The 24,620-nt window shown below is 65.2% G+C and carries 22 protein-coding genes; 6 read left to right on the top strand and 16 right to left on the bottom strand.

Annotation, left to right across the window (positions count from 1 at the left end; all coding sequences use genetic code 11):
• Nucleotides 1-92 precede the first annotated feature (92 nt).
• From ilvA to rapZ, 5 genes are all read left to right on the top strand, one after another.
• Complete coding sequence (ilvA, locus tag ACFPOU_RS23075) at nucleotides 93-1,625, top strand: threonine ammonia-lyase, biosynthetic (RefSeq protein WP_379727236.1); 1,533 nt, start codon at nucleotides 93-95, stop codon at nucleotides 1,623-1,625.
• Between the two features lie 186 nt (nucleotides 1,626-1,811).
• Nucleotides 1,812-2,642, top strand: coding sequence for an NADPH-dependent 7-cyano-7-deazaguanine reductase QueF (queF, locus tag ACFPOU_RS23070; RefSeq protein ID WP_379727233.1), 831 nt, complete (start codon nucleotides 1,812-1,814; stop codon nucleotides 2,640-2,642).
• Between the two features lie 342 nt (nucleotides 2,643-2,984).
• The gene (locus ACFPOU_RS23065) at nucleotides 2,985-3,467 is read left to right on the top strand and encodes a PTS sugar transporter subunit IIA (RefSeq protein WP_379727231.1); all 483 of its coding nucleotides are present in this window, start codon (nucleotides 2,985-2,987) and stop codon (nucleotides 3,465-3,467) included.
• A gap of 44 nt (nucleotides 3,468-3,511) precedes the next feature.
• On the top strand, nucleotides 3,512-4,447 hold the full coding sequence (gene hprK, locus ACFPOU_RS23060) for an HPr(Ser) kinase/phosphatase (RefSeq protein ID WP_379727228.1): 936 nt from the start codon (nucleotides 3,512-3,514) through the stop codon (nucleotides 4,445-4,447).
• Nucleotides 4,448-4,526: 79 nt separating this feature from the next.
• Complete coding sequence (rapZ, locus tag ACFPOU_RS23055; RefSeq protein WP_379727225.1) at nucleotides 4,527-5,387, top strand: RNase adapter RapZ; 861 nt, start codon at nucleotides 4,527-4,529, stop codon at nucleotides 5,385-5,387.
• A gap of 33 nt (nucleotides 5,388-5,420) precedes the next feature.
• On the opposite strand, the gene ACFPOU_RS23050 is transcribed toward rapZ, so the two are convergent.
• From ACFPOU_RS23050 to ACFPOU_RS23015, 8 genes are all read right to left on the bottom strand, one after another.
• Complete coding sequence (locus tag ACFPOU_RS23050; RefSeq protein WP_379727222.1) at nucleotides 5,421-6,506, bottom strand: enoyl-CoA hydratase/isomerase family protein; 1,086 nt, start codon at nucleotides 6,504-6,506, stop codon at nucleotides 5,421-5,423.
• A 127-nt stretch (nucleotides 6,507-6,633) separates the two neighbouring features.
• Nucleotides 6,634-6,993 carry a ribosome hibernation-promoting factor, HPF/YfiA family gene (gene hpf, locus ACFPOU_RS23045; RefSeq protein ID WP_379727218.1) on the bottom strand — a complete coding sequence of 120 codons (360 nt, stop codon included), beginning with the start codon at nucleotides 6,991-6,993 and terminating at the stop codon, nucleotides 6,634-6,636.
• 62 nt (nucleotides 6,994-7,055) lie between these two features.
• Nucleotides 7,056-8,525 carry an RNA polymerase factor sigma-54 gene (locus ACFPOU_RS23040; protein WP_379727215.1) on the bottom strand — a complete coding sequence of 490 codons (1,470 nt, stop codon included), beginning with the start codon at nucleotides 8,523-8,525 and terminating at the stop codon, nucleotides 7,056-7,058.
• Nucleotides 8,526-8,551: 26 nt separating this feature from the next.
• Nucleotides 8,552-9,313, bottom strand: a complete 762-nt coding sequence (gene lptB / locus ACFPOU_RS23035) for an LPS export ABC transporter ATP-binding protein (protein ID WP_379727212.1) — start codon at nucleotides 9,311-9,313, stop codon at nucleotides 8,552-8,554.
• Complete coding sequence (gene lptA, locus ACFPOU_RS23030) at nucleotides 9,313-9,933, bottom strand: lipopolysaccharide transport periplasmic protein LptA (RefSeq protein ID WP_379727210.1); 621 nt, start codon at nucleotides 9,931-9,933, stop codon at nucleotides 9,313-9,315. Before lptA ends, lptB begins: the two co-directional genes overlap by 1 nt.
• Nucleotides 9,934-9,949: 16 nt before the next feature.
• Nucleotides 9,950-10,552: an LPS export ABC transporter periplasmic protein LptC gene (gene lptC / locus ACFPOU_RS23025; RefSeq protein WP_379727207.1), complete on the bottom strand. Its 603-nt coding sequence runs from the start codon at nucleotides 10,550-10,552 to the stop codon at nucleotides 9,950-9,952.
• A 34-nt stretch (nucleotides 10,553-10,586) separates the two neighbouring features.
• Nucleotides 10,587-11,117 carry a KdsC family phosphatase gene (locus ACFPOU_RS23020; RefSeq protein ID WP_379727204.1) on the bottom strand — a complete coding sequence of 177 codons (531 nt, stop codon included), beginning with the start codon at nucleotides 11,115-11,117 and terminating at the stop codon, nucleotides 10,587-10,589.
• The gene (locus tag ACFPOU_RS23015) at nucleotides 11,118-12,140 is read right to left on the bottom strand and encodes a KpsF/GutQ family sugar-phosphate isomerase (RefSeq protein WP_379727201.1); all 1,023 of its coding nucleotides are present in this window, start codon (nucleotides 12,138-12,140) and stop codon (nucleotides 11,118-11,120) included.
• Nucleotides 12,141-12,214: 74 nt separating this feature from the next.
• Between ACFPOU_RS23015 and ACFPOU_RS23010 the strand changes: the two genes are divergently transcribed.
• Entirely contained in the window at nucleotides 12,215-14,194 is a 1,980-nt protein-coding gene (locus tag ACFPOU_RS23010) for a monovalent cation:proton antiporter family protein (protein WP_379727198.1), read from the top strand.
• 60 nt (nucleotides 14,195-14,254) lie between these two features.
• Here the strand turns inward: ACFPOU_RS23010 and ACFPOU_RS23005 are convergent, their stop codons facing one another.
• The 8 genes from ACFPOU_RS23005 to ACFPOU_RS22970 all read right to left on the bottom strand — a co-directional run.
• Nucleotides 14,255-15,376 (bottom strand): GGDEF domain-containing protein, encoded by a 1,122-nt coding sequence (locus tag ACFPOU_RS23005; protein ID WP_379727195.1) that lies wholly within the window; start codon nucleotides 15,374-15,376, stop codon nucleotides 14,255-14,257.
• Nucleotides 15,377-15,474: 98 nt separating this feature from the next.
• Nucleotides 15,475-16,320, bottom strand: a complete 846-nt coding sequence (locus ACFPOU_RS23000) for an MOSC domain-containing protein (protein ID WP_379727192.1) — start codon at nucleotides 16,318-16,320, stop codon at nucleotides 15,475-15,477.
• A 59-nt stretch (nucleotides 16,321-16,379) separates the two neighbouring features.
• Entirely contained in the window at nucleotides 16,380-18,359 is a 1,980-nt protein-coding gene (locus ACFPOU_RS22995; protein ID WP_379727189.1) for a PhoX family protein, read from the bottom strand.
• Between the two features lie 159 nt (nucleotides 18,360-18,518).
• Nucleotides 18,519-19,139 carry a DVUA0089 family protein gene (locus ACFPOU_RS22990; RefSeq protein ID WP_379727186.1) on the bottom strand — a complete coding sequence of 207 codons (621 nt, stop codon included), beginning with the start codon at nucleotides 19,137-19,139 and terminating at the stop codon, nucleotides 18,519-18,521.
• A gap of 163 nt (nucleotides 19,140-19,302) precedes the next feature.
• Nucleotides 19,303-19,557 (bottom strand): PAAR domain-containing protein, encoded by a 255-nt coding sequence (locus ACFPOU_RS22985; protein ID WP_379727183.1) that lies wholly within the window; start codon nucleotides 19,555-19,557, stop codon nucleotides 19,303-19,305.
• On the bottom strand, nucleotides 19,554-21,065 hold the full coding sequence (locus ACFPOU_RS22980; RefSeq protein WP_379727180.1) for a tetratricopeptide repeat protein: 1,512 nt from the start codon (nucleotides 21,063-21,065) through the stop codon (nucleotides 19,554-19,556). The genes ACFPOU_RS22985 and ACFPOU_RS22980 overlap by 4 nt, the downstream gene beginning before the upstream one ends.
• Before the next feature lie 88 nt (nucleotides 21,066-21,153).
• Nucleotides 21,154-23,217 carry a phospholipase D-like domain-containing protein gene (locus tag ACFPOU_RS22975; protein ID WP_379727177.1) on the bottom strand — a complete coding sequence of 688 codons (2,064 nt, stop codon included), beginning with the start codon at nucleotides 23,215-23,217 and terminating at the stop codon, nucleotides 21,154-21,156.
• Between the two features lie 23 nt (nucleotides 23,218-23,240).
• Nucleotides 23,241-24,620, bottom strand: a 1,380-nt coding sequence (locus ACFPOU_RS22970) for a DUF2345 domain-containing protein (protein WP_379727174.1), incomplete at its 5' end; no start/stop codon positions are given.

Below are 24,620 nucleotides of genomic sequence, written 5' to 3'. Positions count from 1 at the left end.
GGTGTCGCACTGCAGCCCCGGTCATCCGCCACGGTTGACAGTCTCGCGTCACAGGAACCAGGACACTGGCCATACACCTTCCTTTCCAGACCATGACCATCGACTACCTCAAGAAAATCCTGACCGCCCGCGTCTACGACGTGGCCCAGGAAACGCCGCTCGAGCTGGCGCCCACGCTGTCGCAGCGCTTCAGCAACCGCATCTACTTCAAGCGCGAAGACATGCAGAGCGTGTTCAGCTTCAAGCTGCGCGGCGCCTACAACAAGATGGCGCACCTGTCGCAGGAAGCCTTGAAGCGCGGCGTGATCTGCGCCTCGGCCGGCAACCACGCGCAAGGCGTGGCCCTGTCGGCCGAACGCCTCGGCTGCCGCGCCCTGATCGTGATGCCGACCACGACGCCGCAAGTGAAGATCGACGCGGTCAAGGCGCGCGGCGGCAATGCCGTGGAAGTGGTGCTGCATGGCGACTCCTACACCGATGCCTACAACCACGCGACCACCCTGGAGCGCGAACAGAAGCTGACCTTCGTGCACCCCTTCGACGATCCGGACGTGATCGCCGGCCAGGGCACGATCGGCATGGAGATCCTGCGCCAGCACGCCGCACCGATCCACGCGATCTTCATCGCCATCGGCGGCGGCGGCCTGATCGCCGGCATCGGCGCCTACGTGAAAGCGGTGCGGCCGGACATTCGCATCATCGGCGTGCAGTCGATCGACTCGGACGCGATGGCGAAAAGCCTGAAGGCCGGCGAGCGCGTCACGCTGCCGGACGTCGGCCTGTTCTCGGACGGCACCGCCGTGCGCCTGGTCGGCGAAGAGACCTTCCGCGTGGCCAAGGAAGTGATCGACGAGATCATCCTGGTCGACACCGATGCAATTTGCGCGGCGATCCAGGACGTGTTCCAGGACACGCGCTCGATCCTGGAGCCGGCCGGCGCGCTGGCCATTGCCGGCGCCAAGGCCTACGTCGAACGTTCGCAGATGAACCGCCAGCCGGTCAAGGGCGAGACCCTGGTGGCCGTCGCCTGCGGCGCCAACATGAATTTCGACCGCCTGCGTTTCGTGGCCGAGCGCGCCGAACTGGGCGAGGCGCGCGAAGCCGTGTTCGCGGTGACGATTCCCGAGCAGCGCGGAAGCTTTCGCCGGTTTTGCGCCCTGGTCGGCCCGCGCAACGTCACCGAATTCATCTACCGCATCAGCGATGCGCGCCAGGCGCATATTTTCGTCGGCGTGCAGGTCGGCAGCCGGGGCGAGTCCGGCCTGCTGGCCCACACCTTCGAGCAGCATGATTTCCCGACGCTCGACCTGACCCACGACGAACTGGCCAAGCTCCACATCCGCCACCTGGTCGGCGGCAAGAGCGCGCTGGCGCAGGACGAGCTGCTGTACCGCTTCGAATTCCCGGAACGCCCGGGCGCGCTGATGCGCTTCCTGGACAGCATGGCGCCGAACTGGAATATCTCGCTCTTCCATTACCGCAACCAGGGCGGCGACGTGGGGCGCATTCTCGTCGGCTTGCAGGTGCCGGCCGGGGAAATGGATGCCTTGCGCGAGTTCCTGGCGACGCTGGGTTACCGGTATTGGGACGAGACGGCCAATCCGGTTTATAAACTGTTCTTGTAGATGACGCCTGGGTGGCGGGTCCGTCCACCCGCGTCCGTCCGGATGGCCGGGCAGCTTCGGGCAAGCGCAGCGGGCGCGCAGCCCCCCGCGGAAAGGTGTACGATACGCCGCTTTGCCGCCGCCGGGCCGGCAACGATTGCGACAGAGACAAGCCGTCGCGCAGCGCCGGCACATCGAGATTCCACCATGAACAATACTCCCGATCAATCGCCTCTTGGCAAATCCTCCGCTTACCGGACCCAGTACGCGCCGGAGCTGCTGTTTCCGATCGCGCGCCAGCAAAAGCGCGACGAGCTGGCCATCACCGGCACGCTGCCCTTCTTCGGCCTGGACATCTGGAACGCCTATGAGTTGTCGTGGCTGAACATGCGCGGCAAGCCCCAGGTGGCGATCGCGACCATCAGCGCGCCGGCCGATTCGCCCAACATCGTCGAGTCGAAGTCGTTCAAGCTTTACCTCAATTCCTTCAACCAGACGCGCGTGGCCGGCATCGACGCCTTGCAGTCGCTGCTGCGCGAAGACTTGTCGCATGCTTTCGGCGCGCCGGTGCACGTCACGATCGTCGAGCCGGAACACTTCGGCAAGCTGACAATGGGCGAGCTCGAAGGCTTGTCGCTGGACCGCATGGACATCGAGGTCGACGATTATTCGCCGGCGCCGCACCTGCTCACGGCCCGGTTCAACGAGGCGCCGGTCGAGGAAACCCTGGTGTCGAACCTGCTCAAATCAAATTGCCTGGTGACCGGCCAGCCGGACTGGGGCAGCGTGCAGATTGCCTACGTCGGTCCGCAGATCGAGCAGGAAGGCTTGCTGCGCTACCTGATCGGTTTCCGCGAGCACAACGAATTTCACGAGCAGTGTGTCGAGCGCATCTTCATGGACATCCTGCGCCAGTGCAAGCCGACCAAGCTGGCCGTGTATGCGCGCTATACGCGCCGTGGCGGGCTCGACATCAATCCATGGCGGGCCAATTTCAGCACGGGACGCCCGCCCAACCTGCGCGGCGCGCGCCAATGACCTGCGTGGCTGAGCTGTACCTTTCCAGCCACAAGAACTGAGAAAAAAACAACAATCCGCGCACGCATCCAGATTGCACATATTTTAGGCAATTACGGGGAAAGCACGGTGAAACCGGCCTCCTTGCCCGGTTTTGTCCAGGCCGTGTTGATTTTCGTTACGGAAATTGCGCGAACTCTTGTGGAAGCGCAAACTGCACTCACGACACTGCTCGCTAAAAGCTCGAAATGGACCACCGACAGGCGTAGGATACCGACGCGAAATCGCATTACATGGCCAGCAAACAGGCCTATAATTCCGCTCCGCAAGTCGGTCCTCGTGCCGCCATATGAAAAGCGTGAAATGACTAACCTTAGCAAAATCCTTTCTCTCGAAAACGTCCAGCTCGACATCGAAGTGTCGAGCAAGAAGCGCGCCTTTGAACAGGCCGGCTTGATTTTCGAGAACAACTGCGGGATCGCACGTTCAACCGTCTCGGAAAACCTGTTCGCGCGCGAGCGTCTCGGTTCCACGGGCCTGGGCCACGGCGTGGCGGTGCCGCACGGGCGCATCAAGGGCAGCAAGAGCCTGAAGCAGCCGATCGCGGCCTTCGTGCGCCTGAAAGCGCCGATTCCCTTCGAGTCGCCCGATGGCCAGCCGGTCAGCCTGCTGTTCTTCCTGCTGATTCCCGACCATGTGACCCAGCAGCACCTGGAAATCCTGTCGGAGATCGCGGAACTGTTCTCGGACGAAGCGATCCGCACGGCGCTCGCCACCGACACCGATCCGCGCGCGATCCACGAACGAATTATCAACTGGCAACCTAGCTTGCAGGCCTTGGGTTAAACTCGGGGAGTCGCTTTCCCACCCGGTTTTTCCTTATCCTTGCCATGCTGCAGACTCCGCTTACCATCCAAAGGCTGTACGACGATAACCGCGACAGCCTGCAACTGGGCTGGTTCGCCGGCTTTCCTGGCGGCGAACGGCTGATCTCGGGCGACGTCGCCTCGGCCGCCGACCAGGTCGGCCACCTGAACCTGATCCACCCGGGCCGCATCCAGGTCTTCGGGCACCAGGAACTCAATTACTACCACCGCCTCAAATCGAGTTCGCGCAGCCACGTGATCGGCGAACTGATCGGTGGCGGCCCGCCGGCGCTGATCATCGCCCAGGGCCTGGAAACGCCGCCCGACATCCTCGCCATCTGCGACGAGCAGAACATTCCCCTGTTCTCGACCCCGCTGCCGGCGGCCCAGGTGATCGACTTCCTGCGCGTCTACCTGTCGAAAAAGCTGGCCCAGCGCGTGATCATGCATGGCGTCTTCATGGACGTGCTCGGCGTCGGCGTCCTGATCACGGGCGACTCCGGACTCGGCAAGAGCGAACTCGGCCTGGAATTGATCTCGCGCTCGCACGGGCTGGTCGCCGACGACGCCGTGGAGTTTTCGCGCATCGCCCCGAACATGATCGAGGGCCGGTGTCCGCCGCTGCTGCAGAACCTGCTCGAAGTGCGGGGCCTGGGCCTGCTCGACATCAAGGCGATCTTCGGCGAGACGGCGGTGCGCCGCAAGATGCGCCTGAAACTGATCGTGCACCTGGTCAAACGCGGCATACTCGACGAAGAAGTCGAGCGCCTGCCCTTCCACTTCCCGACCGAAGAGGTGCTGGGCCTGCCGATCCGCAAGGTCGTCATTCCGGTGGCGGCCGGCCGCAACATCGCGGTGCTGCTCGAGGCCGCGGTGCGCAACACCATCCTGCAACTGCGCGGGATCGACACGCTGCAGGAATTCATGGAGCGGCAAAGACAAGCGATGAGCTCGGATTGACCCGTATTTGACGCTGGATTCCTCCATGCCGCCGGGGGTGGCCACGACAAAGCATTGCCTGTTGCGGTATCATCCCGCCATGCACATCGTTCTCATCACCGGTATCTCCGGCTCGGGCAAATCGGTCGCCCTGAATGTCCTGGAAGACGCGGGTTACTACTGCGTCGACAACCTGCCGCCGGCCCTGTTGCCGCAACTGGTCGATTCCGTGTCGGGGACGACGGCCAAGCTGGCCGTCGCGGTCGATGCCCGCAGCGCCGAATCGCTGGCCGAATTGCCCGTGACCGTGCGCACGCTCAAGGAAGAAGGCCACCAGCTCAAGGTGCTGTTCCTGACGTCCAGCACCCATTCGCTGGTCGCGCGTTTTTCGGAGACGCGGCGCAGCCACCCGCTCTCGCACACCCTGTTGCCTGGCGAGAATCCGGCCTCGCGCCGCACCCTGATCGAGTGCATCGCCGAAGAGCGCGAGCGCCTGGCCGCGATCGAGCAGCTCGGGCATGTGATCGACACCTCGGAAGCGTCGGCGAACAAGCTGCGCGCCTGGATCAAGGAACTGGCCGAAGTCCAGCACGCGCCGCTGACGCTGTTCTTCGAATCCTTCGCCTTCAAGGTCGGCGTACCGCTCGACGCCGACTTCGTCTTCGACGTGCGCGCCATCCCGAATCCGTATTACGACCTGTCCCTGCGCCCGCTGACGGGCAAGGACGCGCCCGTGATCGCCTTCCTCGATGCCCAGCCGAGCGCCACCGAGATGCTGCACGATATCTGCAAGTTCGTGGAAAAGTGGCTGCCCTCGTTCAAGACCGACAACCGCAGCTACCTGACGGTGGCCGTGGGCTGTACCGGCGGCCAGCACCGCTCGGTTTACATGGCCGAGCGTCTGGCGGCGTATTTCAACGAGACCGAGCGGGTGGTGCTGCGGCATCGCGAGCAGTCGTAAGCGCGCGGGCTGCCCCGAGCGCGCGACCGGCCGTCAATCGAGGTGCCGCAGCGGATGCGCGTGCGCCGGCCACGCCGGCGCGAAGAACGCTTCCACCATCTCCGGCTTCACTTCCTGCAAGGTCGCGGGATTCCACCGGGGCGCATTGTCCTTGTCGATCACCAGCGCGCGCACGCCTTCGAGCACTTCGCCATGCTCGAAGTTGCGGCGCACCAGCGAACGCTCCATGCGCAGGCAGTCGGCTACCTGCATCGAGGCGCCGCGCACCAGCATCTCGTGCGTCACGCACATCATCAGCGGTGAACGCTGGCGCATCGCGCCCAGGGCTTTCTGCGCGAAGGCGCTGTCCTCACCCTCCAGCGAAGCCATGATCGCCGCCACCGAACCGGCGCCGAAGTGCAGGTCGATCGCCGCGCGCTGCGCCCGCAGGACGCTGTCGCCGGCATCGGCGGCGAAGCGTGCGCCGAAGCGGCGGATCGCGTCGGCCAGCTGCGCGCCCGGCGTGGTCTCGACCAGCGCGTGCAATGCACCCAGCTGCGCGCCCGGGACGAATACGTCGGCCAGGTCCGCATACAGGGCGTCGGCCGCGCCGATCGTCAGGCCGGTCAGGCCCAGGTAGTTGCCCAGCCGGCCCGGCGCATGCGACAGGAAATGGCTGCCGCCGACGTCCGGGAACAGGCCGATGTTCACTTCCGGCATGGCCATTTTCGTGCGCTCGGTGACGATGCGCAGGCCGGTTCCGGGGCCGCCCTGGGCTATGCCCATGCCGCCGCCCATCACCACGCCGTCCATGAGCGCGATATACGGCTTCGGATAGAAATGAATCAGGTAGTTGAGCGCGTATTCCTCGGTAAAGAAATCCTCGAGCAGCGCGCTGCCGGCCATCGGGGTGGCATGGCCCGCCTCATGGAAGAAGCGGATGTCGCCGCCGGCGCACAGGGCTTTTTCGCTGCTGCTGGTCAGGACCACCGCCGCGACGCCGGCATCGTCGCGCCAGGCCAGCAGGATGTCGGTCAGGCGCCGCACCATCGGCAGCGACAGGGAGTTCAGGGCTTTCGGACGATCGAGGGTAATCACACCGGTGCCGTTGGCAACGCGGGTCAGGACATGGTCGGTCATGGTGGCTGGGCTGATCGGAAAAACATGCATTTTACCGAAGCGCGCGCCGCGCGGGCGCATGCGCGCACGCCCATTGAAAAGGGCGCCCCTCGGCGCCCTCGTTCAGACGGTGCTCGATGCTGGCCGACTACATCGCGGCGGCGGCAGCTTCTCCGCCTTCAGGCCGGCGCTTGAGCGCCTCGCGGCCATGATCCTGGAGGATCGTCTTGTATTTCATGACCTGGCGGTCCAGCCTGTCCATCAACAGGTCGATCGCGGCGTACAAATCTTGGGCCACGCTCTCCACGTGCACGGTCTTGCCGGACAATCGCAAGTTGATCTCGGCTTTCTGACGTTTGTCTTTTTCGGTGAGGTTGTCGATCGCGAGGATCACGTGGGAATCGATGACTTGATCGAAATGGCGGGTGATGCGTTCCAGCTTGTTCTGTACGTATTCTCGAATGGCGGGGGTGACGTCGAGGTGGTGGCCACTGATGGTGAGATTCATACACACTCCTTAGATAAATGCGCGGACGCCGCTGACGCGCTTGGGACGCGTGGGTGCCGCTGTTACAAGGATTTGCGGAGACTGACGGGAGGTATCTTGAGTGCTTCGCGGTATTTTGCAACCGTCCGGCGCGCAATGACCATGCCTTGTTCACCGAGCATTTCCGCGATCTTGCTATCGGATAAAGGGTTCTTTGGGTCTTCTGCTCCTGTCAGCTGCGCAATGAGCGCCCGTATCGCCGTCGACGATGCCTCGCCCCCCGCTTCGGTGGCGACATGGCTTCCGAAGAAATACTTCAGCTCAAACATGCCGTGCGGGGTCAGCATGAATTTTTGAGTTGTCACGCGAGAAATCGTGCTCTCGTGCAGACCCAGTGTATCAGCAATCTCGCGAAGCACAAGGGGACGCATCGCAACCGCGCCATGGCTGAAAAAGTTGCGCTGGCGCTCCACAATTGCCTGTGAAACACGCAGGATCGTGTCGAAGCGCTGGCGCATGTTCTTGATGAGCCACTTCGCTTCCTGCAGCTGCGCGCTCATCTGGCCTTCGCCTTTTCCCTGCTTGAGCAGGTTGGCGTAGACGTTGTTGACGCGCAGGCGCGGCATCACCTCGTTGTTCAGCGAGACGCTCCAGCCGCCCTTCGATTTGCGGACAATAACGTCCGGAACGACGAAGTCGGACACGCTCGACGCAAAGGCCGCGCCCGGATGGGGATTGCACTGGCGGATCACGGCCTGCGCCTCGCGCAGGTCTTCGTCGTCGCAGTCGAGCGCTTTCTTGAGCTTGGTGAATTCGCGCTGCGCGAACCAGGTCAGGTAGCCCTCGACGATCTTCAAGGCCATGCGCCGCGTCACCAGCGGCACGCCCGGCATGCCGCGGATCTGCAGCGCCAGGCATTCGGAAGCGCTGCGCGCGCCGACGCCCGACGGATCGAGGCTTTGCACCAGCGCCAGCGCGCAGCGCAGCTCGTCCATCTCGACTTCGAGCTCGCCGGGCAGGCGCGCGTGGATCTCGTCGAGCGGCTCCTCCAGGTAGCCGTTGTCGTCGATGGCGTCGATCACCAGCTCGGCCAGCGCGCGATCGCGCTCGGTCACGCCGGTCACGCGAATCTGCTCGGACAGGTGCTCGCGCAGCGTCACGCCTATGGCGCCCAGCTGCGGGCGGCCGTCGTCGTCGCCGTCGGTGCCGGAGGCGCGTCCGCCCTCGCCCCAGTCGCCATCGGGCTCGCTGCGTTCGACCTCGCCGCCTTCGAACTCGCCGGCCGCCTCGGGTGCCGGCGCCCCCTCTTCGCCGGCCGGCGCCGGGGCCTCGGCTTGCTGGGGCGGCGCGTCGTTGATGGCGCCGTCGGCCAGCAGGCGCACCGAGTGGTCGAGCGGATCGTCGAGCCGCTCGAGCAGGGGATTGTCGGACAGGATTTGCTCGATTTCCTGGTGCAGCTCGAGCGTCGACAGCTGCAGCAGGCGGATCGACTGTTGAAGCTGCGGCGTGAGTGCCAGGTGCTGTGAAGTCCGAAGTTGCAGGGATTGTTTCATGTCGACGCTTGTTGTACCGTTCTTTGCTACATCCGGAAATGTTCGCCCAGGTAGACGCGTCGTACCGACTCGTCGGCGATGATGTCGTCGGGACGGCCCGACGCCAGTACCGCACCCTGGTTGATGATATACGCGCGGTCGCAGATGCCGAGCGTCTCGCGCACGTTGTGGTCGGTGATCAGCACGCCGATGCCGCGCTCCTTCAGGAAGCGCACGATGCGCTGGATCTCGATCACGGCGATCGGGTCGACGCCGGCAAACGGCTCGTCCAGCAGCACGAAGCGCGGATTGGTCGCCAGCGCGCGCGCGATCTCGACGCGCCGGCGCTCGCCCCCGGAGAGCGACAGCGCGGGATTTTCGCGCAGCTTCTCGATCTGCAGCTCGCCCAGCAGCGAATCGAGCCGCGCGTCGATGGCGTCCCTGCCCAGGGCGCGGCCGTTCTCGTCGTGCTGCAGTTCCAGCACGGCGCGGATATTGTCTTCCACCGTCAGCTTGCGAAACACCGACGCTTCCTGCGGCAGGTAGGACAGGCCCATCACCGCGCGCCGGTGGATCGGCAGGCGCGAGATGTCGGCGCCGTTGATCTCGATGGTGCCGGCGTCCGACGGCACCAGGCCGACGATCATGTAGAACGACGTCGTCTTGCCGGCGCCGTTCGGACCGAGCAGGCCCACGACCTCGCCGCAACCGACTTCGAGCGAGACGTCGCGCACGACCAGTCGCTTGCCATAGCTTTTCTGCAGTCCCCGAACGACCAGGGTGCTGCGGCTGTCTCGACCATCCTTCATCATGGCTTTCCCGCCGGCGTCGTGGCCGGTCGTGCCTGCGCGCCGGGCGCGGGAGCGGCAGGAGCGGCCGCTCCCGGCGCGGTGCGGCGCGGCGCGATGATCAGGGTGCCGCGTCCGCCGCCGGCCCTGCTCTCGCCGCTGGCGTCGTTGCGCACGGTGGCCACTTCGCGCCGGCTGTCGTAGGAGATGTAGGCGCCCTCGAGTTCGTTCGTCAGGCGGCCGTTCTCGAGCTGCCGGACGATCGCCTTCGAGAACAGCTTGACCAGTTCCTGGCGCTCGTCGTACTCGATGCGTTCGGCCTGCCCTTCCATCCACAGGTCCGGTCCGCCGTCGCGCTTCTGGCGAAACGTCGCCACGCGCCCCGGACCGGAAGTGAGCGTGACGCTCATGTAGCCCTCCGGGCTTTCCTTGAGCAGTGCGCGGTCCGACTTCAGCGTCAGCGTGCCGCGCGTGAGGATCACGTTTCCGGTCAGGATGCGCGTCTGCGTGACTTCGTCGACGTCGAGCGAGTCGAAGTTGATGACGGCCTGCTTGAGCGAGTCCGCGCGCTCGGCCGAAGCCGACAGCGACAGCAGCGAAAGGAAGGCGGCGGCAATCATGTGATGCAAGCGGTTTTTCATTGGATGCTCGTTCGTGTTATTGGGGTGGTGCGGCTCTCTGGCGCGGCGGATAGACGATCTGGCCGCGCCCGCCGAGGTGCATCTTGCGGCTCGGGTTTTCGGCCACCATGCCGACCGCATTGACCGATGCGGCGCCGAGCGTCATCTGCACCGGACGCGTCGTCTTGACGATCTCGTCGTCGGCCAGCACGGTGAGCGCCTCGGTGCGCGCGTGCAGGGCCTCGGTGGTCGGCGTGGCCGGGCGCTTGATGTCGACATTGCCCATCAATTCGACGCGGTTCTCGCCATGGTAGACCTGGCCACGGTCGGCATGCATGGTCATGCGCGGACGCTCCGGCGCCATGCTCTCGACGATCGGCCTGGTGATCACAGAGACATCGTTGTCGGGATGATGGGCCAGGCGCGCGCCCGACATCACGTAGCGCGGCACGCCGCTCTCGGTCATGCGCACGAAGCTGAAGTTCTCGACGATGTAGTCGGGTTCATTCAGGTTGTTGCCGGCGCGGCCAGGGTCGCTGCTGTCGATCGCCTGCAGCAGCCAGAAGCTGCCGAAGGCGAAGAAGACGGCCGTGAGCATCAGGCCCAGCGTGCGCCAGCGGTGCGCGGTACGCTTGTTCACGTAGGTAGCCATGCGTCGACGAACTCGTTCGAACTCATTTGAAGTAAGGCGCGAGCGCCTCTTCGTAGGTGCCCTGGGCGCGCATGACCAGGTCGCACACCTCGCGCACGGCGCCGCGCCCGCCGCCCGCCCGGGTGACGTAATGGGCGCGGTGCTGCACTTCCGGATGCCCGGTCGGCACCGTGACGGCGAAGCCGACCTTGCTCAGCAGCGGCATGTCGATCACGTCGTCGCCGATGTAGCCGCACTGTTCGGGCGCCAGGTCCAGTTGCGCCAGCAGTTCGGCAAACGCGATGCGCTTGTCGTGGAAGCCCTGCCAGACGTGGGCGATGCCCAGGTCCCTGGCGCGCGCGGCCACGATGGGCGACTTCCTGGCGCTGATGATGGCCGTGGCCACGCCCGTCTTCTGCAGCAGCTGGATGCCCAGGCCGTCGAGCACGTTGAAGGTCTTGGTGATTTCGCCGTCCGGACCGTAGGTCAGGCTGCCGTCGGTGAGGATGCCGTCGACGTCGAAGATCATGACCTTGACCCGGGCCGCGCGCGTGATGTGATCGAGGGGTGTCATTCAAATCACCTTGGCGCGGGTCAGGTCGTGGATGTGCAGGGCGCCGACCAGCACGCCGTTCTCGTCGACTACCAGCATCTGGTTGATGCGGAACTCTTCCATGATGGCCACCGCGTCGACCGCCAGCTGGTCGGGATGCACGGTGCGCGCGCCGACGTGCATGACGTCGCGGATGGAGAGATTCGAGAAATCCTGCACGCGCTCGATCAGGCGGCGCAAGTCGCCGTCGGTAAATACGCCCAGCGGCTTGAAGGCCGGGTCGACCACGGCGGTCATGCCCATGCCCTTCTGGCTGATCTCGAGCAGCGCGCGCGTGAGCGGAACTTCGGGCGTGACGGCCGGAATGGCGGCGCCGCTGCGCATCACGTCGCGCACGTGGGTGAGCAGGCGCCGGCCCAGCGCGCCGCCCGGATGCGAGCGCGCAAAATCTTCCTCGCGAAAACCGCGCATGTCGAGCAGCGCCACGGCCAGGGCGTCGCCCAGGGCCAGGGTGACGGTGGTGCTGGCGGTCGGCGCCAGGTTCAGCGGGCAGGCTTCCTTCGCCACCGAGATGTCGAGGTGGACGTCGGCCAGCCGCGCCAGGCGCGATTGCGGCTTGCCGGTCATGGCGATCAAGGGCGCGCCCATGCGCTTGACGACCGGCAGGATGTCCATCAGCTCCGACGATTCGCCCGAGTTCGAGATGGCGATGAAGGCGTCCTGCGAGGTCACCATGCCGAGGTCGCCGTGGGCGGCTTCGCCCGGATGCACGAACATGGCCGGGGTTCCGGTCGAGGCCAGCGTGGCGGCGATCTTGCGCGCGATATGGCCGGACTTGCCCATGCCCGAGACGACCACGCGGCCGGTGCAGGCGTACAGCACGGAAATGGCGCGCACCAGGCTGTCGTCGGCATCCAGGCGCGCATGCAGGGCGAAGATGGCGTCGGCCTCGATCGCGAGGGTCTCGCGCGCCAGCGCCAGCACGCGGCGCGACTGGTTCTCGTCAAAACTGTTCAGCATTGTTTTTTCATCGGTTACACTCATGACGGCAGTATAAACGAATTGGGAAAGCAAAAAACTTGCCAGACGTACTAAACAATGGATAAAGACCCCCACGTATGGCATCCGGACTCGATCTGACCCTGCTGTTGCTCTTGAGCGCCGTGCTTGGCGTGGTCGTGTTTCGCAGCCTGCACCTGCCGCCCATGCTGGGCTACCTGGCCGTCGGCGTGCTGATCGGGCCGCATGCGCTGGGGCTGGCGGCCGAAACCGGTACGACCCATGCGCTGGCCGAATTCGGTGTCGTTTTCCTGATGTTTTCGATCGGTCTCGAATTCTCGCTGGCTCAACTGCGCTCGATGCGCCGCGTCGTCTTCGGCCTCGGGCTGGCCCAGGTGGTGCTGACCATCGTCGCCACGGTGGCGGGCGGGCTCCTGATCGCGATGTGGGCGCCCGCGCTGCGCATCAGCTGGCAGGCCGCGTTTGCCCTGGGCGGCGCGCTGGCCATGTCCTCGACCGCGATCGTGGTGAAACTGCTGACCGAACGGCTGGAACTGGAAAGCGAGCATGGCCGCCGCATCATCGGCATCCTGCTGTTCCAGGACCTGGCCGTGGTGCCGCTGCTGATCCTGATTCCCGCGCTGGCGAAGGACCCGGAAAACCTGCTCAAGACGCTGGCCTGGGCCGCCGTCAAGGCCGCGGCCGTGCTGGCGCTGCTGCTGTTCTTCGGCCAGAAACTGATGCGCAGCTGGTTCACCATCGTGGCCAAGCGCCGCTCGCAAGAGCTGTTCATGCTGAACCTGCTGCTGGTGACGCTGGGCGCGGCCTGGATCACCGAGCGCGCCGGCCTGTCGCTGGCGCTGGGCGCCTTCGTGGCCGGCATGCTGATCTCCGAGACCCAGTTCAAGCACCAGGTCGAGGAAGACATCAAGCCGTTCCGCGACGTGCTGCTGGGGCTCTTCTTCATCACCATCGGCATGCTGCTCAACGTGCAGCTGGTCTTGCAGCACTGGTGGCTGGTGCTGCTGCTGCTGGCCGTGCCGGTGCTGCTCAAGTTCGCGCTGATCGCGGCCCTGGCCAAGCTGTTCGGCTCGTCCGACGGCGTGGCCATGCGCACCGGCCTGGCCCTGGCCCAGGCCGGCGAATTCGGCTTCGTGCTGCTGAACATGGCCTCGGGTTCGAAGCTGATCGATCCCTTCCTGATGCAGCTGGTGCTGGCGTCGATGGTGCTGTCGATGCTGGTCGCGCCCTTCGTGATCGCCAAGTCCGACCAGATCGTGATGAAGATCGCTTCGAACGAATGGATGATGCAGTCGCTGCAGCTGACGCAACTGGCCAGCCGCACGATGGCCGCGCAAAAGCACGTGATCATCGCCGGCTTCGGGCGCAGCGGCCAGAGCGTGGCGACGCTGCTCTCGGACGAAAAGCTGCCCTGGTACGCGCTCGACCTGGACCCGGAGCGGGTGCAGGAAGCGCAGGCGGCGGGCTCGAGCGTGTCGTACGGCGACGCCGGGCGGCGCGAATCCCTGATCGCGGCCGGCATCAATCGGGCAAGCGCATTGGTGATCACCTTCGCCGACACGCGCGCGGCCTTGAAGGTGCTGCACCTGGTGCACGAGCTGGCGCCGTCCCTGCCGGTGATCGTGCGCAGCCACGACGACAGCGACCTCGACATCCTGCGCCAGGCCGGCGCGACCGAGGTGGTGCCGGAAGCGCTGGAGAGCAGCCTGATGCTCGCCTCGCACGCGCTGGTCGTGGTCGGCGTGCCGCTGCGGCGCGTGGTGCACCGCGTGCAAAGCGCGCGCGACGAACGCTACGCCTCGCTGCGCGGCTACTTTCACGGCGCCAGCGACTTCATCGACGACCCCGAGCATATGTACGTACGCCTGCATTCGGTGGTGCTGGGCGAGGATGCGCAGGCGGTCGGCAAGCGCATCGGCGAACTCGGGTTCGAGGAGCTGCAGGCCGAGGTGAGCGGCATCCGGCGCGCGCGGGTGCGGGTCGAGCCGACGCCGGAGACGGTGCTGCAGGCGGGCGACGTCGTGGTGCTGCGCGGATCGGCCGACGCGGTGACGCGCGCGGAAGAACGCTTGCTGTAACGGCCCGCATCGATGCGGCGCCCGCAGCGGCGCGCGTGGGCGCCGCCCCCGGCCCGACGTCTAGCCTGCCGTCACCACCCGGTTGCGCCCGGCTTCCTTGGCCCGATACAAGGCCCCGTCGGCCGCCGCCACCAATTGCTGCGCCACCGCCTCGACCGCATGGCCGCGCGCGCAAGCGCCGAGCGCGGCGACGCCGATCGAGACCGACACGTTCAGGTACTGTCCGCCCGCGAGGTCGAACGGCTTGTCGGCCATGCCGGCGCGGATGCGGTCGGCGACCCTGGCGGCGGCCTGCAGGTCCGCGTTGATCAGGAGGACCACGAATTCCTCGCCGCCGAAACGCGCCAGCGCGTCCGAGACGCGCAATTCCATCTTGATGCGCGCGGCCACCTCGCGCAGCACGTCGTCGCCGGCCTGGTGGCCGACCTTGTCGTTGACCTGCTTGAAATGGTCGACGTCGATGAACATGAACGCGATCTGGTAATCCTGGCGCCACGCGCGCGCGATTTCCTCGACCAGGCGGCGGTCGATGTAGCGCCGGTTGTAGATGCCCGTCAGCGGATCGGTCAGCCCGATGTATTTCAGCATCTCGTTGCTGATCACGTTCTCCAGGCAGATCGCGATGATCGAGGCCATGTGCTCGACGAAATCGGTACCGAGCGCCGGCGTGAAGCGCTCGCTATCGTTGCTGCCCAGGTTCAGGCTGCCGATCAGGCGCTGATTGCGCATGAGCGGCACCAGGGCCACGCTGCGCAGGCCGGGCGCCGGCTGCGGGAACATGGCGCCATGCAGGGCGCGGTCATAGGCGCCGAGGCGCGGACGCGGGCGTTCGCCGGCGTCGAAGCCGAGTTCGACCGCGTGCTCGCAGAACAGCAGGTCCGGCAGCGTCTCGAAGTCCACGCCCAGCTTGTGCATCACCGTGTAGATGTCGGCGTCGGTGTCGACCAGCGACAGGGTCACGCTGTCGAGATCGGAGACGACGGGCAGCAGGCGGAAGATCGTGCCGACGAGCTGCGGAAAATTCGCGGCGCCGACGATTTCGAGATCGAAGGCCTGGTGGCGGCACATGATGTCGTGGTTGCGCTGCGCCTGCTCCATGACATGGCCGATCCGTGCGCGCAGGGCTTCGTTCTCGGCAACGAGGTCGTGCAGGTCGGGCAAAACGGCATCCGGCTGGTGCATGGAGATTCCTTTTAGCAATACCCGTTACATTACGTGACTTTTTCACTCTTGAGAACGAGATTGCCGATTTTTTCCGCGCCGGAGGGGCGTGCGCTGCCTTAAAACGACAGGCTGGCCGCGAGTTCCTGCCCGACGCGCAGGACGCCCCCTGCCCCGCCGGCGACGATGCAATTCATGCCGACGCAGACGGCGCCGTCGAGGATCGCCTTGCTTCTCCAGGTGTGCAGGATGTCGAGCGGGTCCGGGCCGCGTATGCCGGTAGCCTGGTCGATGGCCGGAATCGGGCAGCGCGCGCACGGTTTTACCGGCCTGATGACGATCCCTCCCGCGTCGAAGGAGGCGGTGTAGTCCTCATCGAAGGGCGCGAGGCCGTCGACTACCAGGTTGGGGCGGAAGCGGTCCATCGGCAGCGGCGCGCGGCCGGCGGCGCGCATGCGCGCGTTGATGTCGTCGAGGCTGGCGGCGCCGATCAGCAGCAGCGGATAGGCATCGGCGAAGCGCGCGCTTGATGGCGCGCCCGCGGTCCATTTTTCGCTGGTCGGGCGGGCGGCATCGGGTTTGAAGCGCACCAGGCGGCAGCGGGTGTCCAGGATGCGGCCGAACCAGGCGGCGCTCGCGGCGCCGCAATCGATGGCCTCGACCAGGTCGTCCCAGATCTGCACGCGCATCGTGGGCGCCGGCGCGCGCGCCGCCAGCGGCAGGCGCAGGGACGGCATGCCGGGGGCGGCGACGACCAGCGCGTCATCCTCGACGCGCGGGACGATGGTGGCCATGCGCGGCAATTCGCGCTGCGTGAGGAAGCGGCCCTCGTCGCTCACCAGCATCCACTCGCGGTCGTGGATGCCCCGGGCGACGAGGCCGGAGACGGTGGCCAGCGCCTCCGGCACCGGCATGGCGGCGCAGGACTTGATCGGATAGAGGATGAGGCGGGAGAGCGTGGCCATGGGAGCATGCGATCGGTCGGGGCCGACAGTATCGCATCAACGGCCGGGCGCTTCCAGCATCATGCCCTGGTCAGCCTCGTCTGGCTCAGCTCCGCCGTCAGGTACCCCACCGCCGCCCCGAACTTGTCCTTGTAGTTGGCCCGCACCAGCGGATCGAGCGTCGCCTTGACCACGTTGTGGATCCCGCCCCAGTCCCCCGCGTGCTGGAAGTTGCTCATGATGTAGGTCCAGCCATTGAGCTCGTCGACCGCATGCAGTCCGGTCGACTCGCCGCCGGCCGGAATCGACATCACGCGCGACAGCAGTTTCGTGTCGACGTTGTAGGCCCACAGGAAGTTGTTCACGTGCTGGCCGCTGTCTTCGCCGATGAAGAGCGTGCGCATCTTCTCCGAGAACTTCAGATTGTCCGGATTGGCGATGCGGTCCGGATTGGCCGTGTTCCCGAGCGCGTCGGCGGCGATGTCTTCGCCCGTCAGCAGCGCCTTCAGGTCGATTGGCATCCACTCGCTGGCGATGGTGCCGCCTGCCGTGTCCTTCTGCCCGCCGGCCAGTTTCAAGGCCATCACCGCGCCGGCGTTCAGGGCCTTCGGGATCGACACGCCGTTGCCGGGCACGTTCAGGGCATTCCCGGCCACCATCGCGCTCTGGCAGTTCTGCAGCGCCGAGTAGGCGATCTTGTCCCTGGCGTTGACGGTCGTGCCCTCCATCTTGGTAAAGCCCAGCGAGGCGCCGGCCAGGGCCGCGTAGCGGTGCGTCTCCAGGAAGGCGGCGGCCTTTTCCATGCGGGGTTTGAGCTTGATCCATTCGACGGCACCGTTGACCGCGACTTTGGTGAACCCCGGATCGAGCGGATCGGCGCTGCGCACGTCCATGATGTCGAGCGGCTTGACGCTGGCGGCCAGGGCGCGGATCTCGTTGCTGGTGGCGCTGCCCAGCCTGATCCAGGTGAGCGGCGCGGCCGCGCCGTTCGGGTCGAGCGAGAAGCCGGCGCCGACCTTGGCCACGTACAGCGTGCCCGCCGACAGGTCGCGCTCCTTGTCGGCCACGAACACGAAATAGCCGCTGTTGGTGGCGTCGTCGCCCATCAGCACCGTGCGCTCGTCCGGCATCACCTGCACCAGTTCGTGCGAGATGCGGCCCATGCAGTAATGCTTCTTGATCGAGGCGGTGCCGTCCGGGTTGACCGTCACTTCCGGCAGGTGGCCGTAATTATAGGGATTGGCGGTCGTCTCGTTGCCGTACAAATGCTTGCTGAAGGCCCTGAACTGCGCGTCGCCGGCGGCGGTGAACGCGTTCGGCTCGTACTCCTCGCTCGACAAGTGCGTGCCCCATGGCGACAGGCTGGCGCCGCAGGTGATCCACAGGCCTTCGACGCTGGACGTGTCGACGTTATGGTATTTCACGAGGGTGAGCTTGCCGGTGGCCTGGTCCTGGTCGAGCGTGAGCACGCCGATCGGCGACGGCAGGCGGCCGTACATGCCGGTCTTGCCGTCCTGGGCGTGGGTGGCATACTCGAACTGGACCACGGCGAACACCGGCTTGCCCTTGACTCCGGCCACGCTCGCATTCGGCACCGTCAGCAGCGAGGTGCCGTCGGGTGCGTCGGAAAAGAACTGGCGCTCCTTGCCCGGCACCGTGCTGTCGATGATCGGCTGGTTGCGGATGTCGTAGTAGCCGCCGGCGAGCGTCGTGCCGCCGCTGCCATTGGCGACCAGGTCGCCCGTGATGAAGAAAGGCTGATAGGCCAGCTTGAAATCGAGCCGGCCGGCGTCGCCGACGTTCACGCTCATGGTCGAGCCGACGGTGGTGGTGGCCATCGCGGCGGGCGCCGCCAGGGTCGGCGCGGCCATCGAGCTGAAGCTGACCGCGCCGAGGGTGGCGACGGAGGCGGCCGGCGCGGCGGCGCTCGGCATGGCGTCGTCGCCGCCGCTGCAAGCGCTCAGCAGCGAAGCGCCGGCGGCGCCGGCCAGCGGCAGCATCGGGGCCGAGCCCAGCATGCGTAACAGGCGGCGGCGGGACAGTTCGGGGGTCGGGTTCATGCGTCTCTCCAGGTCAGGGCTGCACGGCGGCTGCCGCGTTCATGAAGGCGCAGGATAGTGGAGGCGTGTGTCAGCTTGATGACAGCCGGGCGCGGCAAGGGCCGGGCGTGGAACAAGAAAAGCCCGCGCGCGGCGGGCCCTCGACGGCGTGCTGCCGGCTCAGGCGCGCCGGCGGCGCAGCCATCCCGCGCCCAGCAGCGCGGCGCCGAACAGGGCCGGCGTGCCCGGCTCCGGCACCGGGGTGCCGATTTCATGCACGTTGCCCACGCTGCCGCTCAGGGCGTTCACGCTCAGGCGCCAGGCGCCGAAGTCGCGGTTGCCGTAATAGGGGCCATAGGTGCGCCCTGCCTGGTAGCCCTGCAGCGCGTCGATATCGCTGTAGCCGCGCAGGCCGATGCTGACCATGTAGGTACCGGCCTTGCCGAACAGCCAGCCCAAGGCCGGGTCGTAGACGTGCTGCGAACCGTCGCCGTAGGTGAAGGGGGAATCGTCATTGGCGGCGAGCACGGTGCGGCCGTCGAACAGGCGCAGTTCGGCGTCGAAGCCGGTGATGAAGCCGTCGCCGTTGAGGTCGCCATCTGGCTCCATCACCAGCGTATCGAAGAACAGGCGGGTGGCGGCGCTGACGGCAAAGGCGACGCGCGCCACCTTCAGTTCCTGCGGTTTGCCGTCGCCGTCGGCGTCGACGGCCTGGAGAGTGCCGTCGATGACGGCGGCGCTCGCGCCGTTCCACAGGGAGAGCGCGACGCAGGCCAACAACATGTGCAAAAACTTGTTCATCGTCATTCCTGGAATAGACCTAAAACGCCAAGACAAGCAAATTTTGTGCCGAAAAGAAATACTTTATATAAATCAGTAACTTGGGATTGGGCAATTTATTCTGCATGAACGGCATGTAAAGAAAGCCGACACGGCTGGCGGCTCCGGTCCCGGGCGCGGGTTTTTATATCGAGGAAATCAACTTCGCGCCGCAAGCCGTGAGGTCATTGTCATAGGCGTACGGCCAGCCCTCGTGTTTCGCACCGGCACCGTCCGGCTTGATCGGAAACTTCCCTTTGCATTTGGGGCAGAAGGTCACATCGTCGGCAAGTGCTGCCTCAATACCCATGACGATGGTGCCGGATGAAACGGAGATCACCTGGCCACCGTGATCGGTTTTGTCGTTGAGGCGGATGACACCGCGGCCTTCATACTTCATTGCCGTCCCTTTTCTTGCGCATGATCAGGCTTCGCGAAATGGAGCAAATGCCAGGTCAGTTCGCCCGCGTCGAGCGGCAGCAGCCAATCGGTTCGCGGATCGGGAAACCGCTGTCCCGCCGTGACCCAGGCCTGCCGCCATGGCTGGTTGACCGCGTGCCGCAACGGGTGCGCCATCGGGAGCCAGGGCTGCCAGCTGCCGGTCGCCGGGCAGGCTTGAGAGGCGGTGCCGGAGCGGCGCGGCTCCGGGGCTGCCACCTCGCGCATCAGGCCTGCGGGAGCACGCGGCTCGACTGCGCCGTGATTGTGGTGCACCGTGATCAGCCGTTCCCATACGATCCCGGGGATCGCGCCGCGTCCGGCGCCGTCCGGGTAGCGCGGCGCGACGAAAGCTTCGCCCGGCCGGTACAGCGCGGGCGCGATCGCGCCGAGATATGCGCGCACCGGTAGCGCTTCCCGCGGGGCGGTCGGCCGCCAGTACGCGGCGAACGGCGCGTACTGGTCGCTGGTCCTGTCCTCGGTCGGGTGCAGGTCGTAGGCGGCGTCGAGGAACTCGCGGCCCTGACTCTGGGATGCTGCACTCGGTTCTGGCACAGCTTTGGGCGGTGTCACGGCCATGACGGCCTTCATCAGGCTCTCGCGCTTGCCATCCCAGGGGGGAAGGCGGGCCGGCGGCAGGGGCAGCATCTTGTCAAGGTTTGGGAAGCGCCGGCTGGGGTTGAAATCGAGCGCGTCACCGAGCATCTGGTAGCGTTCGGAGCGAACCTTATCCCTGTGTGGAACGATCGTCTTCGTCGGCTCGGGATCGTCAAACTCAAGCTGGAGGTAGTGCGCGCATTTTGCGCAGCCGAGTTTCACACCCTCATGCAGGACGCGCATGGCGCGGTTTTTCCCTCCCGAAGTACCTGAGTCACTGTATTGGTACTGCAAGGCGAGTGCTGCCTGTGCATCGCCCTGGCCAAAGGCGCATTCCAGCATTTTCGTGCCGACCGGGATATTTGCCCAGAATCCTTCCTTGGGGTTGTCCCATGTCGCCATCAGCTTTTCCGCAAGAAAAGTCATTGCTTGGGGATTGCCCATCTCGGCGGCTTTCTGCCAGAATGCATAGGCCTGCGATACGTCTCCCTGCACCGCGCCATTCATGTGGTAGGTACCCATGCGGTCATACGCCGCCGGGACGCCGAGCCGCATGCCCTGTTCCACAAGGACCACGGCATCTTCTACCCCACGTTCCGGGTCGCGGCCGTCCAGGTACAGGCTGGCAAGGTTGAGCATGGCCTTCCAGTGCCGGCGTTCGGCAGCCTGGCGCGTCAGCCGGACGATCCTTTTCCAGTCGCGTTCATTTTCCAGCAGCTCGGGATCGGTTTCGAGCGCGCGCGCTTCCAGGAACCAGGCGTCGGCTTCGGCATCGATCGGCGGCACCTTGCCCGCTTCCACCTGGCAAGTGAAGTCGACGCGATGCGGGTTAAACAGGGGCAGTTCTTCGTTACGCGGGAGGTCACTGGTCATTTTGCAGGTCGAAAGAGTGAAGGTAAAAAACAGTCCTACGCATATTGCGCGCGACATGCTGGAGAAGCATCTTGGTGAGGGGCGCATGTCAGCCCAGCCGAATTGTGGAACTGCGGCTGTCTTCGATTGGAAGAATGAAGCCTTGCATGGGCTTACCGCGCACTCGCCGATTTCGATTGTCATCTGCTTGCTGGACCCACTTGTCGAACGCAACCTGCAGGCCTCTTCGACTCCCCTCCTCCCCGTCGATGTTGCCGCCGCTGATCCGATGCCAGATGCTCTTGCGCAGGCGGGTCGCCTGTCCCCGGTCATTGGTCCCCAGATTCAGTTCGCTATCGCCCGCCATGCTGCGCACGTTCAGGTTTGCGCTACCCAGCGTGAAAAAGCTGTCGTTAATCAGCAGCAGCTTCGAGTGGATGTAGATCTCCCGATACTTCATCCGCCGCCGTCCGTTCGGGTCGATACAGGAGCCGCTTACCTGCAGCATAGAGGCGACGACCCGCAAGCCGTGCCCTTCAAGAATCGCCGCGGTCGGCTTGGCAATGCCGTTGGCGTGCTTGACGACGGACGGAAGACTTTTCCCTTCCAATTTTGCCTTCGTGTTCGCGTCCTCGATCAGCTTGTTCTGCCCGGTCATGCGGCCATGCTGCCCGACGACGGCCAGCGCGTCGTAGGTGCGCGGCACCATCTGGCCCCGCTCCGCTGCCGGGGCGACGATGAACACGTGAAGCAGCGGCATATCCTCCAGTGTCTTGCCGGCCTTTCCCATCCCGGACTTCCAGAGCGCCGATTGGGCCTTTCGTTTCGCCAGCAGCCGCTGGGTCCATGCCTCGTACTGGAAATACTGGTTTTCGACATAGATATAGCCGCCAGTATTCGTGACAGCGTCCGTCGCCTGGAAATACAGTTCCTGGATGGTCTTGTCCTGTTCTTCCGGCTGGGTCCTGACGATCTGGATCGCGGTATCGCCTGGCTTTGGCGGGCGCAACAGCGCAGACGGGACTTCTTCCGATTCCATTTCCTTGCGAATGAATTGGCGCGACTCGTGGTCTTCCGGTACCGTGGCCCGGAACCAGGCCGATGCGAAGTTTTTATGTACGGCGATCAGCGCGGCCCCTCCCTGCAAGCGGCAGGCGTAATCGCGGTAGGGTTTATAGCTGGCAAAACCGGTGTCTCCCTGCGGAGCCGGGGGTTTTGCGGCCGGCCCTTTATTCTCGTCAACAGCCAGCGGCAGCACGCATTCCTTGGCTTCGCGCTCGCCCCCGCGTTCGCGGCGGTGGTCCTCGATCTTGTGCTCGTCGGTGTCCCAATAGTCGGTCACCGAGTTCAATCCCATGACGTAGCCGACCGCCTTGGCACCACCCTCGTGCGCGTAATCGATCAGGATCGATTTCTGGTGATGCGACCCGACGGCAACCATGCCCCCGTATTCCGTCATGTCCAGCCCCCCTTCCGACGCCAGGCTGGCCTTGACGCTCTTCATGTCGGCCTGACGGTAGGCGACGAAGATATTCTTGAAACGGCCGTCGACGCCGCGCGCCGCCCGAAACCAGCGGCAGCAGTACTCGGCACGCACCTTCTCTGCGATCGCGATCCGATCGGGAAGGGGAATGCCGCTTGCGCCCGGCTTTGTCCCTTTCGCCTTTTTCAGGTAGGCGTCGCGGTGCGCGGCGAGCATGCGCTGCGCATTGATTTCCTTGACCTCTTGCCGGAAAACGAGGCGACTGAAAAAATCATTATCGTGGGTCCAGCCAGGCAGGTTCCTCGGATTGAGCATGCCGGCGGCGATACTCGCGGCGGTCAGTTCTGGATGCAGCCAGACCAGCAACCTGACGCGCACGCCGCGCTCGCCCGCTGCGATCAGCAAGTCGCCGAATGTCGTACCGCGCGGCCACAAGCCTTCCGTGCGCACCAGCTCCATGGCCGGATCGAAGCCCCAGCAGCACAGGTCGATGCTGGAAGCTGCCTTGTCGATGTCCGCGGCGATGCTGGCGAAACCCTTTTCGCCGCAAGTAAACACCTCGAGCTGGTTGTTTTGGGAGATCGGATGGCTGGCGTCATTCAGTTCGCTTCGGGGTTCCACGAACCACTGCAAGCTACCCCTTGCCTTGCGGGTGACCTCGTCAATATAGACTTTCTCGGTATACTTCATGTGGTTCGACATGGCTTGCCCTCTCATTTTTCGCGCGTGTTCATGCTGCCGGTTGCGGGGAAGAGTTTTTCGATGGCAGCTTCGAGTCCGCGCAGTCCGCTGTTCGATGCAGCCTGCTCGCGGTGCAGTGGGTCGCTCGCAGGCGCCAGTTTCGGAACCACATTCAGTGCCAGACGGTCGCCGGATGCCAGGCGCACGCTGTAGTCCCGCGTACCCGTCTTGTGGGAGACAATCAGCCCGCCCGACTCGTCGGTAATCCCATCCTCGATCTTTGTATCGCCCTGATAGAGGCTGTACGGGACGTTGGCGCAATCGATTCCATCCACTGCATGGCTTTGCATTTGGAAATAAAGCTGCTCGGGCGTGGGCTCGACAGGGGGCATCGCCGCCACGGAAGGTTGCGGGCGATTCTGCGGAGCGAGCGTCTCCAGGTTGCCGTGAAATAGCGCCGACTTGGGTGCGAAGACCTGCATGCGGTCGGTAATTTCGACCATGCACTCGGGGCCGTGCAGCCGCACCCCTTTTTTACCCCGGATGTCGATCCAGTCGGACTGGCTGATCAGGGACAGGACCTTGCTGGCGATGAGCTCGATGTCGTCGTCGTGCGCCTGCATGGTGATCTTGCCGGACGCCGCGATCAGCTTCATGCCCGCCTTGTGGACGAACAGGCGGAACGTTTGCTTGACGCTCGCGAACAGGCTGCCGCCCATTGCAAGCGAAAGGCTGCGCCCAGCCGTCAGCGCGATGTGCTCGCCGCTGGCGATGTGAGTCGATTGTGCCGATGTCGTCCCGATTCCGGCCGGGCTGGCCAAGACCAGGTGAGGTTGGGAAAGCTCAGGAAATTGTTCGCCGGTGCCGCGCACCATGCCGTTTTGTGCCTTGAGGACATCGGCAATGTCATGCTGTTGCCCACTTTCTTGGGCCAAGCCCTGTAGTGCGGCTGTCGCCTGGTCATCGTGCAGCCTGTGCGCGGCATCCAGTCGGTTTGCCGTTTCGCCCATGTCCTTGATCGGACCGCGCGCGGCCTGCCGCGCTTCGGTCGTGATCAACAAACCCTTGGCGGCGCGCGCCACGCCATGCCCGTCGGTGCGCAGTTCCCAGCCTTCGCCGCGCGCATCCTTGCGTCCGCTGGTGTCCTCGATGCGCGTGATGTGGCCGAGCGACAGTTGGCTACACTGGTGGTCACTCTTCAGCTGCGCCTGGATCTTGTCTTTTGTGTCGTCGAGGACGAGGTGATTGCCGCGGGTACCGCCGCCCAGCTCACGGCTGCGCAGGCCGGCAAGCGACTGCTGCTGCGGCAGCGACCAGGGCGGCATGTGTCTCCGGTTGTAGAGCGCACCGAGCACGAGCGGATGGTCGATATTCCCGTTCGGGTAGACGACGGCCACTTCCTCGCCCACGCG

The sequence above is a fragment of the Massilia jejuensis genome (assembly GCF_042656795.1).
In the GTDB taxonomy this organism is placed as follows: Bacteria; Pseudomonadota; Gammaproteobacteria; order Burkholderiales; family Burkholderiaceae_D; genus Telluria; species Telluria jejuensis.
This window is presented reverse-complemented; position numbering and strand designations above follow the sequence as displayed.